The sequence below is a fragment of the Pseudomonas sp. GW822-FHT04H02 genome (assembly GCF_058800645.1).
Map to the genome: position 1 here is coordinate 35608 of NZ_JBXAMM010000003.1, position 15333 is coordinate 50940.

A 15333-nucleotide genomic window follows, 5' to 3' on the forward strand; every position below is an offset into this window, starting at 1 on the left:
CAAAAAATTAGAGGCTGGCCACTGCCGCCGCTACGGCTTTGCTGAAGATCTGGGCCACCTGGTCGATCTGCGCTGCGGTGATTACCAGCGGCGGCAGGAAACGCACCACGGCGCCGTGGCGCCCGCCCAGCTCCAGGATCAGCCCGCGCTTGAGGCATTCGCGCTGCACCAGCGGTGCCAGGCGCGCATGCTGGGGTGGATGGCCCTGGGCATCTGGCACGCCGGCCGGGTCCACCAGCTCTACCCCGAGCATCAGGCCACGACCACGGATATCCCCCAGTTGCGGGAAGTCGCGCTGCAGGATCAGGAGGTGCTCGCGCAAGCGCTCGCCCATGGCCGCCGCGTGCTCGGGCACCCGGTGTTCCTTGAGGTAGCGCATCACCGCGGAACCGGTGGCCATGGCCATCTGATTGCCGCGGAAGGTGCCGGCGTGGGCACCCGGCTGCCAGGTGTCGAGCCAGTCGCGATAGACCATCACCGCCAGCGGCAGGCTGCCGCCGATGGCCTTGGACATCACCACCACATCGGGAATGATCCCCGCGTGCTCAAAGGCGAACATCTTGCCGGTGCGACCGAAGCCGCTCTGGATTTCATCGACGATCAATGCCACCCCGGCCTTCTCGGTGATGCGGCGCACACCTTGCAGCCATTCCAGGTCGGCCGGGATCACCCCGCCCTCGCCCTGCACCGCCTCGACAATCACTGCTGCTGGCAGGGCCACCCCGGCTTCCGGATCGGTGAGCAGGTTTTCCAGGTAATGCAGGTTGACCTTGACCCCTTCGGCGCCCCCCAGCCCGAACGGGCAGCGGTAGTCATAGGGGAACGGCAGGAACTGCACGCCGTTGTTCAGCAGCCCGGCCAGGGCGCGCTTGGGCCCCAGGCTGCCCATCAGGCTCAGCGCACCCTGGCTCATGCCGTGGTAACCGCCCTGGAACGACAGCACGGTGCTGCGCCCGGTAGCGGTACGCGTAAGCTTCAGCGCGGCTTCCACGGCATCGGTGCCGGTGGGGCCGCAGAACTGGATCCTGGCCTCGCCAGCCAGGGCCTCGGGCAACACGCCGAACAGGTCCTGGACGAACTGGTCCTTGACCGGGGTGGTCAGGTCCAGGGTCAACAGCGGCAATTCATCGGCCAGCACCTGCTGGATCGCGGCGATCACCACCGGGTGATTGTGGCCCAGGGCCAAAGTCCCGGCACCGGCCAGGCAATCGATGAAACGCCGGCCCTCGACGTCTTCGACGTGAATGCCGCTGGCCCGCTTCAGGGCCAGGGGAATGCGCCGTGGATAACTGCGGGCATTGGATTCCTGGCGGCTCTGGCGGGCCAGCAGGGGCGACTCGTCGAACTGGTAAAGCGTCTCTTGCGGGGCGGCGCCAAGGCCCACCGGCGAATCTTCCATCAGGCTGGTAACGGCTGACATGTCTCGAACCCTCACGCTGCAATTTGAGCAAAACGGCCACCGGCCGGATGCGCAGCCCAAGCGCGGGCGCGCACTGACAGGTTTTCCTGTTCTAAAAACGCTTCAGCGCGGTGGGGATTTACACCCCGGGGCGAGGAAATTGCACATGCCGCCCCGTAGGAGCCAGCTTGCTGGCGAAGGCGGTCTCAAAGGCCCCTTCGCTGGCAAGCCAGCTCCTACAGTGGACGGTGATGGGTCAGGCGCGGTGGGCTGGCAGGGTCAGCTCGACTCGCAGGCCATCGGGGCGGCTGTCGAAATTCAGCTCGCAACCGCAACGCTGGACGATGGCCTGGACAATCGCCAGGCCCAGGCCACAGCCACTGCTCTGGCTGTCGCGCCAGAAGCGCTGGGTCAGGTGCTGCAAGTCTTGCGCGGGAATGCCCGAACCATGGTCGCGGACCTGGAAACGCACCCGGGCGCCGACTGTCTCCAGGTTCAGCTCCACCGGGCATTCTTCAGGGGTGTGGCGCAGTGCGTTGTCCAGCAAGTTGCGCAAGGCGGCGATGGCCAGGGTCGAGGGCATTTCCACCGCAGCCTCGCCGGCCTTGCCGTGCATATGCAGCTTGACCCGGGCCCGAGCGCCCACGGCGGCGTCCTGGATCGCCAGGCGCGCCACCTGTTCGGCAGTACAGTGCACGCCGTCGTCGAACGACAGGCTGCCCTCGACCCGGGCCAGCAACAGCAACTGCTCCAGGGTGCGGTGCATGCGGTCGGCGCCCTCCTCGGCCCGGGCCAGGGACTGATCCCGGGCCGCACCTTCGGTCATGCGTGCCACTTGCAGGTGGGTCTTGATCGCGGTCAGCGGGCTGCGCAATTCGTGGGCGGCGTCACCGGTCAGGCGGCGTTCGCGCTCGATGGTCTTGGCAATGCGCTGGAACAGCTGGTTCTGGGTTTCCAGCAGCGGCCGCAGCTCGCTGGGCATGGGCTGGATCTGCAACGGTTCCAGGGAATCGGCGCTGCGGCGCATCAGCGCGTCACGAATCCGGTTCAGCGGGGCCAGGCTCTGGCCGATGCCCAGCCACAGCAGCCACAGGCAGCCGAGCAGGGCCACGCCCACCGGCACCGAAGCCGCCAGCAGCACCGACATGTTCAGGGCTTCGCGCTCGACCTGGCGATCCGCGGTGGTGATGCGCATGTCGCCGCGCACCAGGGTGAAGGTGCGCCAGGGCGCGCCGTCGATCATCTGGTCGTGAAAGCCCAGCTTCTCGGCTTCCAGCGGGTGCTCCGGAGTGCTATGGCTGCGGGCCAGGATCTGCCCACGCAGGGAACTGACCTGGCAGGCCATGCCGCCGGGGATGGTCAGGGCCGCGCTGTTGATCTGGTTGCTCGGGCCATGGGACGGCAGCGCCGGCATCTGCTCCAGCAGCCCGGCGACCATGCGCGCCGAAGCGACCAGGCGCTGGTCCAGGGAAAACATCATCTGGTTGCGCAGGTCACTGAGCATCCAGGCCGCGGCCAGGGCCCAGATCAGGATGAAGGCAGCGCCCAGGGTCATGCTCAGGCGCAGGCGCAGGCTTCTCACTTAGCGGTTCTCCTCACCGTCGGCCGGGCCCAGGCGATAGCCGAGGCCGCGCACGGTTTCGACGATGCCGTTGCCGAGTTTGCGCCGCAGGTGGTGGATGTGCACATTCAGCGCGTTGCTCTCCAGCTCATCGTTGAAACCGTAGACGCTGTCCTTGAGTTGCTCGCTGGACAGCACCCGGCCACGGTTGTGCAGCAGCGCCTGGAGCAGGGATTGCTCGCGCCGCGAGAGGTCCACCGGTTGGCCGCCGAGCAGGGTTTCCCGGGTGCTCGGGTCATAGGTCAGGCGCCCGTGCTCGATCAGGTTGACGCTGCGCCCCGCCACCCGGCGCAGCAGGGTGTGCAGGCGCGCCGCCAGTTCCCGCAGGTCGAAGGGCTTGAGCAGGTAATCGTCGGCACCGGCCTGCAAGCCATCGACCCGGTCGGTCACCGAGTCGCGGGCGGTGAGGATCAGCACCGGAATCTCCAGGCCCTGCTGGCGCTGCTGCTTGAGCAGCTTCAAACCGTCTTCATCCGGCAGGCCAAGATCCAGTACCATCACGTCGAAATCGGCCACGCCGAGCATGGCCCGCGCTGCCGAAGCGGTGGCCACATGCTCGACCGTCAGGCCCTGGGCCGTGAGGCCGGCGACTATCCCGCTGGCAATCAGCTCATCATCTTCACAGACAAGTACGTGCATGGTCGGTCCTGTACAAAGGCGTTGATTAAGCGGGCTGCGGATTAAGCGGACATTATGCCCGCCGTTTCCTGGCCACAAGCCAAGTATGGTTAATCATCGGTTAATCAGGACCGGCCATTGTGCTCGCAACTTGCACCGGTTTAAGGCTTGGCCATGCGTCGATTGTTTCTCCTGTTGTTCATGCTCTTCACCACACTGGCGCACGCCGGCAACAACCCGTTCGAGGTCAAGCCCGACTTCCTGCCGGTGGGCAAGGCCTTCGTCTTCACCTCCGAGCGCCTGCCTTCAGGGGAAACCCAGCTGTTCTGGCAGATCGCCGACGGCTACTACCTGTATCAGAAGCGCCTGAAATTCGACGGCGTGGCGCCAGAGCTGCAACCCACCCTGCCGGCCGGTGAAGACCACAGCGACGAATTCTTCGGCCAGCAGACGGTGTATCGCCAGGGCCTGGAAGTGAAGCTGCCGGCCGCCGCCAGCGGCAAGGTCAAGCTGGGCTGGCAAGGCTGCGCCGACGCCGGCCTGTGCTACCCGCCGCAAACCCTGGAAGTGGACCTGGGCGGTGCGCCCGCAGTGGCCGCCAGCAACGTCGCGACCACCAGCAATGGCTCGGCCCAGGACCAGTTGCTGGCCAATGACCTGCAACACAAATCCTGGGGCCTGGGCCTGCTGGCCTTCTTCGGTTTCGGCCTGCTGCTGGCCTTCGCCCCCTGCTCGCTGCCGATGCTGCCGATTCTGGCCGGCATGGTGGTGGGCAGCGGCGCCAGCCCGCGCCGGGGCCTGGCCCTGGCCTCAAGCTATGTGCTGTGCATGGCCCTGGTGTATGCCGGCATGGGGGTAATCGCCGCCCTTTTGGGCAGCAACCTGCAAGCCTGGCTGCAACAACCCTGGGTCCTGGGCAGCTTCGCCGCGCTGTTCGTGCTGCTGTCGCTGCCGATGTTCGGCTTCTTCGAGCTGCAGATGCCGGCCCTGCTGCGCGACCGCCTGGAAGGCGCCAGCCGCCAGCGCCAGGGCGGCAGCCTGATTGGCTGCGGCATTCTCGGCGCGCTGTCGGCCCTGTTGGTGGGCCCGTGCATGACCGCGCCACTGGCCGGCGGCCTGCTGTACATCGCCCAGACCGGCAACGCGCTGTTTGGCGGCCTGGCCCTGTTCGCCCTGGGCCTGGGCATCGGCCTGCCGCTGTTGCTGCTGGTGACCCTGGGCAACCGCTTCCTGCCCAAGCCCGGCCCGTGGATGAACCTGCTCAAGGGTGTATTCGGCATCCTGTTCCTGGGCACCGCCATCTACATGCTACGCCCGGTACTGAACCCCGGCCTGTGGATGGGGCTGTGGGGCGCCCTGGCCCTGGTGGTGGCCTACTGCGCCTGGCAGCAACGGGCGATTGCCGGCCGCTTGCTGCACCTGTTCGGTGCCGGCGCGCTGCTGTTCGCGGCCTGGGGCGGCATGCTGCTGGTGGGTGCCGCCGGTGGCGGCGACGACCTGTGGCGGCCGCTTAAGGTCTACAGCGGTGGCCCTGTGGCCAATAGCGTCACGGCCCATGATGCCTTCACCACGGTGAAGTCCCCCGCCGAGCTGCAAGGCGCCCTGGACAGCGCCCGGGCCCAGGGCCAGTGGGTGCTGCTGGACTACTACGCCGACTGGTGCGTGTCCTGCAAGATCATGGAGAAAACCGTGTTCGGCCAGCCTCAGGTGCTGGAGGCCCTGAAGGATGTGCGCCTGCTGCGCCTGGACGTGACCCTGGACAACGCCGACGGCCGCGAACTCCTGAGCCGCTACAAGGTGCCGGGGCCACCGAGCATGCTGTGGATCGGCCCGGACGGCAGTGAACGCCGCAGCCAGCGCATCACCGGCGAAGTGGATGCCAACGCCTTCCTGCAACGCTGGACCCAGACCCGGGAAGCCCGTTGATGCTGACCTTTACCATCGGCACCTTTGCCATCGCCCTCAACCACCTGCTGCTGATCAGTGCCCTGGCCCTGGCCACCCTGGTGGGCTGGCGCGTGGCCAAGCGCGGCGGTGACAACCCCGAATCCGTGCTGTTCAGCCTGTTCCTTTTGGGCATGCTCGCCGCCCGGGTCAGTTTCGTGCTCGCTTACTGGAAGCACTACCAGCACGACCTGTGGATGATCATCGACCTGCGCGACGGCGGCTTCCTGGCCTGGCCGGGGGTGATCGTCATGCTCCTGGCGGCCCTGGCCTGGGGCTGGAAACGCCCGGCGCTGCGCCGCCCATTGGGTGCCGGGGTGGCCAGTGGCCTGGCCTTCTGGCTGCTGGCGACCCTGGCCCTGACCCTCTACGACCAGGGCACGCGCCTGCCGGAAGTGGCCCTGCGCAACGCCGCCGGCAAAACCGTGCAACTCACCGACTACCAGGGTGGCCCGCTGGTGATCAACCTCTGGGCCACCTGGTGCCCACCGTGCCGGCGGGAGATGCCGGTACTGGAACGAGCCCAGCAGCAACGCCCGGACCTGACCTTCCTGTTCGTCAACCAGGCTGAAAGCATGCAAAGCGTCAGCACCTTCCTGGCCACCCAGGACCTGAACCTGAACAACGTGCTGTTCGACGGCAGTGGCCGCCTGGGCAAGGCCGTGGGCTCCATGGCCCTGCCGACTACGCTGTTCTATAGCGCCGATGGCCGCCTGCTGGGCAGCCACCTGGGGGAACTCTCGGAAGCCAGCCTGGCCCGGGCCCTGGAAAACTTCGACGGCGCCCACCCGACCTCGGTCGCCCCTTCAAGGAAACTGCCATGCCCTTCATCCGCCACTTGCTGAGCCTGTCTTTGGGCGCGGCGTTGCTCAACGCTCCGCTGCTACAGGCCGAGGAACTGCCTGCGCCCATCCGCAAGATCGAAGAAAAAGGTGCCAAGATCATCGGCAGCTTCGACGCCCCGGACGGCCTCAAGGGCTACGCCGCTCAGTACCAGAACCGCGGCATGACCCTGTACCTCACCCCTGACGGCAAGCACGTGCTGCTGGGTAACCTCTACGATGCCGACGGCAAGGACCTGAGCGCCGAACCGTTGCAGAAACTGGTCTACGCGCCCATGGCCAAGGAAGTCTGGGGCAACCTGGAAAAGAGCAACTGGATCGCCGACGGCAAGGCCGATGCACCACGCATCGTCTACCTGTTCAGCGACCCCAACTGCCCCTACTGCAACATGTTCTGGGAACAGGCGCGGCCCTGGGTCAAGGCTGGCAAAGTGCAGTTGCGGCATATCATGGTGGGCATCATCCGCGAAGACAGCCCGGGCAAATCCGCCGCCCTGCTGGCCTCCAAGGACCCGCAGCAGGCCCTGCAGGATCACGAAAAGGCCGGCAAGGGCAGCGCCCTGAAACCCCTGGCCAGCATTCCCGCAGCGGTGCAGGCCAAGCTCGACGCCAACATGAAACTGATGGAAGAGCTGGAGCTGTCGGCAACCCCGGCGATCTTCTACCTCGACGACAAGGGCGAGTTGCAACAGCAGCAAGGCGCCCCGGCCCCGGGCAAGCTGACGCAGATCCTCGGCCCCAAATAACCCCGCCCCTTCCCCGTAGGAGCCGGCTTGCCGGCGAAAGCGCCCGTCAGGCGGGCACCTGGCTTGCAGGCCTCTTCGCTGGCAAGCCAGCTCCTACGGCAAGAGAGTCAGGCTTCAGCCGTTGCGCTGTAAAAACGCCAACAAGGCCCGGGTCACGAACTCCGGGTTTTCCCGGCTGGAAATATGCCCCGCGTCAGGAACCCACTGGTAAGGGCAGCCAATGCGTTCGGCCATCTCGAGGGTTTCCGCAGGTGGTCGCGGCTTGTCCTGATCACCACACAGCAACAAGGTGTTCGGCCCATCCAGGTGCTGCAGCTGATCCAGCACATCCGCCCGGCTGAAAGTGATGCGCCCCATGGGAATCACGCTCTGGCGCAGGCGCTCGGCCGGCAGTGCCGCGAGGCTGGCACGAAAATCCTGGAACAGCGCCGACTGCCGATCGATCCCCGGACGGAAGAAGATCGGCACCACGATATCCAGCAGCGGCTCGGCGATCAGGCCGCTGTCCTCGATCTGCTGGAACAGGGAAAAGTAATACTGCCGGGTCGGCTCAGGCTCGGCGCCCAGGTAAGTGTCCATCAGCACCAACCCGTCGATACGCTGCGGCGCCGCCAGGGCCAGGCGCGCGCCCCACATGCCCCCCACCGACAAGCCCACCAGGGTTACTCGCTCGATCTGCAAATGGTCGAGCAAGGCCAGCATCTGCCGCGCCACATCATCCAGCGACGCCGTGCCCTCAGGCAGCGCCCCGGACTGGCCATGGCCCCACAGGTCCACGGCGATCACCCGATACTGCGCCGACAGCGCCTCGATCTGCGGCGCCCACATGCCGGTGTCCCACAAATAACTGCCGGCCAGGAACACCACCGGCCCCTGGCCCTGGTCGAGGTAGTGCAGCGGTTGTCCATCGATGGTTGCGAAAGGCATGGGCTAGCTCCTGCAGGAAATGACGAAAAAGGTCCGACAGACTGTGCCGTGAAAAAAGCCCAGTCAATCGGACCCGTCCGACAAAACGTATCAGGAGATGCCCGGATTCAACGCCCGCGCTGACCGTCGAGCAAGGCTTCGACCACGGCCCTGGCCATTTCCACGGAATGCACCATGGACCAGATCAGCCCGCGCTTCAGGCCGCTGCCCTGCTGGGTGATTTCATCGCACACCTCCTCGGCACATTTGAGCAGCAGCGCCACATGCACCAGGGCTTCTTCGGCGCTGACGCCTTCGCGCACGCTGAACAGCGAGTCGGGGGAAACGGGTTTGGCTAGGGTCGTGAGCTGGAACAGCGCGGGGTCCAGCGGTTGCCGGGCCAGGGCCACGCGCAGGGTGGTGTTGGCGGCCTTGAGGGCGGGATCGCGATAGGACGAGGGGGGATCGGGGACGAGCTTTTTCATGGTGTAACTCCGATATGAACTCAAAGGAGCCGTCACCGTTCGCTTGCACACGAATAGGGTGGCAGCCGTACGCAGGTGTGCAAGACCGGGCATATCGGAACCCGGCAGACTCGAAAGTCTCCCACGCACGGCTGCCATAACGCAGAAACAACGGGCAAAAAACCCCGAACTGCTTTTGACAACGATGCGCCGACATGACCGGACTTGCACATCCGAGCCATCGATTGAGCGATGGCTCCGGAACCCTAGCCCGCCCACCAGGCGCATTCAAGCGGCCCGCAGTTTCTCGGATTTGCCTTACAAAAGAAAGCGAACCGCCTGACTATCAGACGTTGTTCCTCGACATTCGGAGCCACTACGTTCCAGGGCAGCAGGCGCCTTCACGGCCATCTGCTCCCCTGGCCCTGCGTTACCAGTCGTAGCTCATTTCCACCGAAGCCACCCGCTCCTGGCCGTAGTAGCAGCCGAAGTTGTAGTTGCAGTCGGAGACGTATTCCCGGTCAAACAGGTTCTGCACGTTGAGGCTGCTTTTCAGCCCGCGCAGGCTCGGGTCGAGCTTGCCCAGGTCATAGCTGACGGTGGTGTCGTACACCACATAGGCTGGTGTGCTGAAGGTGCTGCCCGAGTCCCCCGGCTTCCTGCCGGTGTAGCGCGCGCCCACGCCAAAGGTCAGGCCGCTGAGCGCCGCCTGGGTGAAGTGGTAGTCGACCCAGGCACTGGCCGAGACCGGCGCTTGGGCTTCATTACGGTTGCCCTTGGTGGAGTCATTGGCCTTGGTATAGAAGGAATCGATGTAGGTGGCGGCAGCCATCACATCGATGTTGTCCAGGCTGGACTTGATTTCCAGCTCGATGCCCCGGGAACGAATCTCGCCCTGCTGCGCGTTGTATTCGGGGTAGTCGATGTCGTTGGTCAGGGCGTTCTTCTGCTTCACCTGAAACACCGACGCGGTCATCAGCGTCTTGTCCACGGGCTGGTACTTCACCCCCACTTCATACTGCTCGCCCTCGGTCGGCTTGAAGGCCTTGGCACCGCGCTCCGGGGCGCTGGTGCCCACGGTCGGCAGGAAGGACTGGGAGTAGCTGACATAGGGCGCCAGACCGAAATCGGTCACGTAGGTCAGGCCCACCCGACCGGTGAACTTGTGGTCCCGCTGTTCAACGATGCTGCGGGCCAGCAGGTCCTTGTTTTCCACTTCGGCCCAGTCCTGGCGGCCGCCGAGGGTCAGTATCCATTGGTCAAGCTTGATCTGGTCCTGGACGTAGACGCCGGTCTGGCTGACGGTGTTGTCCCAGCGCGTGGTCAGTTCGGGGGTGACGCTGCTGGTGTCGTAGTTGTTCTTGCCGTACAGGTCTACCGGCAAGACCCCGTAGGCGTTGTAGCCGGTGTACTTGCGATTGAAATGGCGATAGTCCACGCCCGCCAGGGTGGTGTGCTCCAGGGCACCGGTGTTGAAGCGGTACTCCAGGTTGTTGTCCAGGGTGTAGGCCGTGTTGTGCTGCTGCCAGTCGAGCTTGGTGCGGGTAGCTCGAGTGTAGTCGGTCACACCGCCAGCATCGGTGACGAAGCCACGCAGGTAAAAGCCCTTGTAGCGGTCGCGCACGTCGATGTAGCGCGCGGTGGAACGGAATTTCAGGTCGTCGTTGAGGGCCTGGCTCAACTCGTAGCCAAGGATGTACTGGTCGCGCTTGTAGTCGTTGTAGCGCGAATCGCCATTGAAGAAATCGCGGTCGATCTTGCGCCCATCGGGGCCGCGTTCGAGGGTGCCGATTTTCGGCAACGCCTGGTAGTCGGCCAGCCCGTCGTCGCGCTGGATCTGCGCAAACAGCGTCAGGCGCGTGGCGTCGCTTGGGCTCCAGGTCAGGCTCGGCGCCAGCAGGGTGCGCTGGCTGTTGGTGTGAGCCACCTGTTCGTTGCCCTTTTTCGCCACGCCGATCAGGCGATAGGAGAACTCTCCCTGATCATCCAGTGGGCCGCTGCTGTCCAGGGCGCCATAGACCCGGTTGTAGCTGCCCAGGCCGAACTTGACCTGATGTTGCGGCGTACTGCTGGGGCGTTTGGACACTAGATTGACCAGGCCACCGGGCTGGTTCTGTCCATAGAGCACCGACGACGGCCCCTTGAGTACCTCGACGCGCTCCAGGGTGTAGGGATCGATTTGCGGCGCCCCGCCCAGGCTGCCGGCATAGGGCAGGTAGGCGCCGTCCAGGTACAGCGGGGTCGGGGCGAAACCGCGGCTGGTGATCTCGTCGGCAATGGTATTGCGGTCGGTGTAGCCGTTGACGCTCAGTCCCGGCGTGTAGCGCAGGACCTGGGTCAGGTTGCGCGCGCCCTGGGTCTGCACCTGATCGGCAGTGACCACGTTGATGGTCTGAGGAATTTCCAGGATCGGCGTATCGGTCTTGGTCGCGGTGGCGCTGCGAGTAGCCACGTAGCCATCCACTGGCCCCCAGGCCTGCTCCTGATCCTGGCCCTGAATATGGGTCGGCTGCAGTTGCAACGCCGACCCCGTGGGCAACAGGTACAGGCTCCAGGTGCCACTGGGGGTGGTGGTCAGGCCCAGGCCGCTGCCCACCAGGGCCTGCTGCACAGCCTGCTCGGGAGTCAGTTGGCCACTGACCCGACTGGCGCGCTTGCCGCTGAGCAACTGCGGGGCCACCGACAGCACCCGGCCGCTGTCCCGGGCGATGCGGCTCAAGGTCTCACCCAGGTCACCGGCGGGCAGATCGAACGCTCGGGTGGCCTGAGCCTGCTGCGGGTCGGTCGCGGCATGGGCGACAGTGGGCAGAGCGGCGTAACTCAGAACGACAGCCATCGCCAGCAAGCTGGGACGGAAAATAATCTGGGACATGGAAAGGGCTCGTTATTAGGTTGGCTTTCCATAACCAGGACACGGGAAAAACCGAACCCCCTCACTGTTCCTGGCTTTTTTAACAATCAGCGCAGCTCGATACGGGTCAGCCAGAAGCCATAGCGAGTCACCTGGATCGGCAGGGTTTCGCCGAGGGAGCGCAGCACCTGATCGCTGTCATCCAAGGGGAACACCCCATAGACCCGGACCCGCGCCGCTTCCGGGCTGATGCGCAACAGGCCGCTGCGGTAGGGCCGCAGCAGCTCGATCAATTCGCCCAGGGGCTCGTTGCGCACATCGATGCGGCCGTCGAGCCAGTCCACCCGGGTACGCAACGACGGTGCCTGACGCTCGATGCCTTGAGCGCCGAAAGCAAAGGCTTCACCGGCCTCGACCCGCTGCTGGCGCCCCTGGGCGGTGGTCAGCAGCACGCTGTGTTGCTGCACGGAAACCAGACTGCCGAGATCGTTGCGGCTGACCATGAAACGGGTGCCCAGGGCCTGCACCCGCCCCTCGCGGCTTTCGACGATAAACGGCCGCGCCGGGTCGGCGGCGACGTCGACCTGCACCGTGCCTTCACGCAGGACGATGCGCCGCTGCCCGGCATCGAAGCGGATATCCACGGCGCTGCGGGCGTTCAGGTGGAGCCGACTGCCATCGGCCAGGATCATGGACTGACGCTGGCCGGTGGCAGTATCCAGGTCGGCCAGCACCTGACCCAAGGGCAACACGCGGTTAACCAGCCCGGCAGCACCGCCTCCCAGCACCAGCAACGCCAGCCCGCCGCCCAGCACTTTGCGCCGCGCTGGCGAAGGCAGCGATCGCAAGGCCCGGCTGGCCGCCTGCAGTTGCTCGCTGCTCTGCAGTTGCTGCAAGGGCTGGCTGAGCACGGCGTTGACCCGCTGCCAGGCAGCGGCGTGTTCGCCGCTCTGCGCCAGCCAGTGGGCAAAGGCTTGCTGCACGGCATCTCCCTGGCTGCTGGATTCCAGCTTCAGCAACCAGTCCACGGCGGCGCGATTGGCCTGGTCGCTGGCGGTACGGCTCATGCGGCGCGCTCGCTGAGGCAATGCAGGAAGGCTCGCCGCAGGTCGCGCTCGACGGTCGCCAGAGAAACTCCCAGGCGCTCGGCGATCTGCGGCTGCGCCAGGCCTTCAAGGCGATGCAGGATAAAAGCATGGCGCACCCGTTGCGGTAGACCTTCGAGCAGCCGGTCGATCAGTTCCAGCGCTTCGCGCACCAGCGCCAGCTCCTCTTCGGAGGGGCTGAAGGCCTGCGGCATCCGCGCCAGTTCCAGCAGGTACTGCTGCTCCAAGGCACGGCGCCGGAACAGGTTGCTCAACAAGCGCCTGGCCACCGTGGCGAGAAAGGCCCGCGGTTCGTTGAGATCGGCCAGTTGGCCGGCGGTCAGCGTGCGCACGAAGGTGTCCTGAGTCAGATCCGCGGCATCCTGCGGGCACTGCAATCGGCGATACAGCCAGGCACGCAACCAGCGGTAATTCTCGCTATAGAGGTTGGCAACTATGGCTTTGGTGTCTACGGGACTGTGCATCGAGACCGGCACGCTAATGGTAATTGTTATCATTATCCAGTTTGCCGGTCATGAAAATCAACGTTCGTCGTTGCAAATCCCCCAGCGCCGCGGCAAATCCGGGGGTGGCGATCAGCGGTACTCTTCCGGCGCTTCGCGTTCGAGGATTTCCTCCAGGTCGCTCAGGTCGCCGCGTTCCTTGAGGATGCCGCTGACCTGGTCGATCCACGCCTGCTCCGAGGCAATCCCCGCCCAGGACTGGCTGCCGAAGCCGTGATACGGCCGGTCGTCGAACGTGCTGATCAGCAACTGGTTGAAGCGCCCGGTGTCCAGTTTTTTGCGCTGGATTTGCACTTGCAGCGCCCCCAGCACCTTCTGCTGCTCTTGCGGGTTGGGGCGATAGCGGTAGAGCCGCGGCGAGCTGAGCACCAGAAACTCCGGCGGCAGGTTTTCATCGATGGCCGCCTGCAGGCGGTAATGGCCATCGAGAATCAGATAGCAGCTCAGACCGGTGACATACCACAGCAGGATCGGCGGCAAGCTGCCTTCGCGGGCTTTTTTGCGCCACCACTTCAAGCGCCCGGAATGCGGGTCCACGGCATGCAGGCCGACTACTGCGCCACCGTACTCCCCCAACCCGACCCAGCGCGCCGTACCGGCCTGTTGGTTGTCGAGGATGTTGCGACCATAGATCGCCCACTGCGGCATATGGCTCAGGGCATCTTCACCGCCCTTGAAGTACCAGGCTTCGGTGCCGCTGAGCAGCGGTCGCATCGGTTTCTGCGATGCCGGGCGCAGGGCCCGCACCAGCCAGTAGCCGGGGTAAAAGAAGTCCGGCTGGTGCTGCATCAGTTGCTCGACGAAGAAGCGGCTCCAGGCCTTGAGGCGCAGTGCCGGATCGAGGCGCGCCTGTTGTTCCACCTGAGGCGAGTCGATGGGGCCCACCAGGGTTTGCGGCAGTTGCTCCGGCAGGTGATTACGCACCAGCCATACGCCATACAGGCAGCGGGACATGGTGCCCCAGAGCAGGGTCTGGTCGCCGAGCACCAACTGCATACGGCTGTTGTTGCCACTGAGCAGGCACAGGTTGGGCTTGCCACTGGCCGGGCGTTTGACGTCCACGCCGAGGCCGTTCCAGTGGCCGGCCAAATCCTCGATATCACGCCAGAAAATCTGTTCCACGATTGTCCCTAATCCTTGATCAATGACCGGCCCTGCGGCGGGCAGGCGCGACTATAGCAGAGGGCTGGAGGGCGCATTCGCCTGTAGGAGCTGGCTTGCCAGCGAAGGCGGCCAGCGCCTTACCCATGGCGGCCAATGACCGCGTCTACTTCGTCTGCCAACCCTTGCCCGCCCAGGCACTGACGCACCTCGTCGCACCACTGCGACTCCGGCTCATTGCCGGCCCAGGCCGGGGTAGCGCTGCGGTACTGCGGCCGGTCATCGAAGGCCTGGATCAGCACCCGGTTGAGGTTGTCGGTGCTCAGGGCCTGGTTGCGCGGCACCGCATCGCCGCGCTTGCGCAACGAGTCCATGACCCGTTGCTGATGCTCGGGGCTTGGCGCGAAGTCGCGCACGCGGGTGGCGCTGAGGACGATGAACGCCGGCGCAAGATTTTCCGCCAGGGCCGCCTGCAGACGGTAATGGCCGTCGATCACCACATAGGACGCCAGCCCGCCGACATACCACAGCAGCACCGGCGGCAGGCTGCCTTCGCGAGCCTTTTTGCGCCACCACTTCAGACGCCCAGCCTCGGGGTCGACCCGGTGCAGGCCGATAAGCTTGCCGCCGCCGTGCCACCAGTCGATCCACTCCAGGGGCTGGGGTTGCAGGTTGTCGAGAAAATCCTCGCCGTACAGGTGCCAGTTGGGCACATGGGTCAAAGGGTCGATCACCGAGGTGAAGCGCCAGTGGTCCAGGCCGCTCGCGGTGCTGGAGGGCTCCGGCAGCAGGCCCTGGGCCAGCCAGAAACCGGGGGTGAGGAAGTGCCGGGCGCTTTCACTGAGACGGCTGACGAAATAGCGGCTCCAGGCCTTGATCCGCAGCTCGGGCGCCAGGGCGGCGTGCTGCTCCACGGTGGGTGAGTCGATGGGTGCCAGCAGCCGGCATTCGGCGCCGTCCGCCAGCGGGTTGCGTACCAGCCAGACGCCGCCGTGGTCCCAGGCCAGGGTGGCCCAGAACAACGGCGTGTCGTGGTGCATCAGCTTGATCCGGGCATTGGCGCCGGTGCGCAGGTACAACGGCGGTCTGTCCGTGGAGCCCGGTTCGACCTCGACACCGAGGCCACTCCAGTTGCCCAGGGAATCTTCGATATCGCGCCAGTAAAGCTGTTCTGCCATGGTTCCGGTCCTTGAATGAAAACGCCCGGCGCAGGTGCTTGGACCTGGGCCGGG

13 protein-coding genes are annotated in these 15333 nt (G+C 65.4%); 3 read left to right on the forward strand and 10 right to left on the reverse strand.

All coding sequences use genetic code 11. The features are described 5' to 3' along the window. Positions 1-7: 7 nt before the first annotated feature. From AC1RMG_RS12435 to AC1RMG_RS12445, 3 genes are all read right to left on the reverse strand, one after another. Complete coding sequence (locus AC1RMG_RS12435) at positions 8-1420, reverse strand: aspartate aminotransferase family protein (RefSeq protein ID WP_493169337.1); 1413 nt, start codon at positions 1418-1420, stop codon at positions 8-10. Between the two features lie 235 nt (positions 1421-1655). After that, positions 1656-2981, reverse strand: coding sequence for an ATP-binding protein (locus AC1RMG_RS12440; RefSeq protein ID WP_011062455.1), 1326 nt, complete (start codon positions 2979-2981; stop codon positions 1656-1658). Beyond that, a complete protein-coding gene (locus AC1RMG_RS12445) occupies positions 2982-3659 on the reverse strand; it encodes a response regulator (RefSeq protein WP_011062456.1) in 678 nt (225 codons plus the stop codon). 153 nt (positions 3660-3812) lie between these two features. Between AC1RMG_RS12445 and dsbD the strand changes: the two genes are divergently transcribed. From dsbD to dsbG, 3 genes are read left to right on the forward strand one after another with little or no spacing between them, the layout of a single operon-like run. Then, a complete protein-coding gene (gene dsbD, locus AC1RMG_RS12450; RefSeq protein ID WP_019092940.1) occupies positions 3813-5564 on the forward strand; it encodes a protein-disulfide reductase DsbD in 1752 nt (583 codons plus the stop codon). Beyond that, positions 5564-6427 carry a prolipoprotein diacylglyceryl transferase family protein gene (locus AC1RMG_RS12455; protein ID WP_493169340.1) on the forward strand — a complete coding sequence of 288 codons (864 nt, stop codon included), beginning with the start codon at positions 5564-5566 and terminating at the stop codon, positions 6425-6427. Before dsbD ends, AC1RMG_RS12455 begins: the two co-directional genes overlap by 1 nt. Continuing rightward, complete coding sequence (dsbG, locus tag AC1RMG_RS12460; protein ID WP_493169342.1) at positions 6403-7170, forward strand: thiol:disulfide interchange protein DsbG; 768 nt, start codon at positions 6403-6405, stop codon at positions 7168-7170. Before AC1RMG_RS12455 ends, dsbG begins: the two co-directional genes overlap by 25 nt. Positions 7171-7284: 114 nt before the next feature. Here the strand turns inward: dsbG and AC1RMG_RS12465 are convergent, their stop codons facing one another. From AC1RMG_RS12465 to AC1RMG_RS12495, 7 genes are all read right to left on the reverse strand, one after another. Then, a complete protein-coding gene (locus AC1RMG_RS12465) occupies positions 7285-8097 on the reverse strand; it encodes an alpha/beta fold hydrolase (RefSeq protein ID WP_125063501.1) in 813 nt (270 codons plus the stop codon). Between the two features lie 107 nt (positions 8098-8204). Continuing rightward, positions 8205-8561, reverse strand: a complete 357-nt coding sequence (locus AC1RMG_RS12470; protein WP_125063500.1) for a DUF6124 family protein — start codon at positions 8559-8561, stop codon at positions 8205-8207. Positions 8562-8970: 409 nt separating this feature from the next. Beyond that, the gene (locus AC1RMG_RS12475) at positions 8971-11412 is read right to left on the reverse strand and encodes a TonB-dependent siderophore receptor (protein ID WP_015636487.1); all 2442 of its coding nucleotides are present in this window, start codon (positions 11410-11412) and stop codon (positions 8971-8973) included. An 86-nt stretch (positions 11413-11498) separates the two neighbouring features. Beyond that, entirely contained in the window at positions 11499-12458 is a 960-nt protein-coding gene (locus AC1RMG_RS12480) for a FecR family protein (protein WP_015636488.1), read from the reverse strand. Beyond that, positions 12455-12961, reverse strand: coding sequence for a sigma-70 family RNA polymerase sigma factor (locus AC1RMG_RS12485; RefSeq protein WP_041752437.1), 507 nt, complete (start codon positions 12959-12961; stop codon positions 12455-12457). The genes AC1RMG_RS12480 and AC1RMG_RS12485 overlap by 4 nt, the downstream gene beginning before the upstream one ends. Before the next feature lie 111 nt (positions 12962-13072). Then, entirely contained in the window at positions 13073-14122 is a 1050-nt protein-coding gene (locus tag AC1RMG_RS12490; RefSeq protein WP_053153012.1) for a hypothetical protein, read from the reverse strand. Between the two features lie 119 nt (positions 14123-14241). Then, positions 14242-15279: a hypothetical protein gene (locus AC1RMG_RS12495; RefSeq protein WP_493169346.1), complete on the reverse strand. Its 1038-nt coding sequence runs from the start codon at positions 15277-15279 to the stop codon at positions 14242-14244. Positions 15280-15333 lie beyond the last annotated feature (54 nt).

Bases quoted from the DNA above. Each gene is read 5' to 3' on its own strand.
- AC1RMG_RS12435 (WP_493169337.1), bottom strand. From the start codon at position 1,420: ATGTCAGCCGTTACCAGCCTGATGGAAGATTCGCCGGTGGGCCTTGGC.
- AC1RMG_RS12445 (WP_011062456.1), bottom strand. From the start codon at position 3,659: ATGCACGTACTTGTCTGTGAAGATGATGAGCTGATTGCCAGCGGGATA.
- dsbD (WP_019092940.1), top strand. From the start codon at position 3,813: ATGCGTCGATTGTTTCTCCTGTTGTTCATGCTCTTCACCACACTGGCG.
- AC1RMG_RS12455 (WP_493169340.1), top strand. From the start codon at position 5,564: ATGCTGACCTTTACCATCGGCACCTTTGCCATCGCCCTCAACCACCTG.
- dsbG (WP_493169342.1), top strand. From the start codon at position 6,403: ATGCCCTTCATCCGCCACTTGCTGAGCCTGTCTTTGGGCGCGGCGTTG.
- AC1RMG_RS12465 (WP_125063501.1), bottom strand. From the start codon at position 8,097: ATGCCTTTCGCAACCATCGATGGACAACCGCTGCACTACCTCGACCAG.
- AC1RMG_RS12470 (WP_125063500.1), bottom strand. From the start codon at position 8,561: ATGAAAAAGCTCGTCCCCGATCCCCCCTCGTCCTATCGCGATCCCGCC.
- AC1RMG_RS12475 (WP_015636487.1), bottom strand. From the start codon at position 11,412: ATGTCCCAGATTATTTTCCGTCCCAGCTTGCTGGCGATGGCTGTCGTT.
- AC1RMG_RS12480 (WP_015636488.1), bottom strand. From the start codon at position 12,458: ATGAGCCGTACCGCCAGCGACCAGGCCAATCGCGCCGCCGTGGACTGG.
- AC1RMG_RS12485 (WP_041752437.1), bottom strand. From the start codon at position 12,961: ATGCACAGTCCCGTAGACACCAAAGCCATAGTTGCCAACCTCTATAGC.
- AC1RMG_RS12495 (WP_493169346.1), bottom strand. From the start codon at position 15,279: ATGGCAGAACAGCTTTACTGGCGCGATATCGAAGATTCCCTGGGCAAC.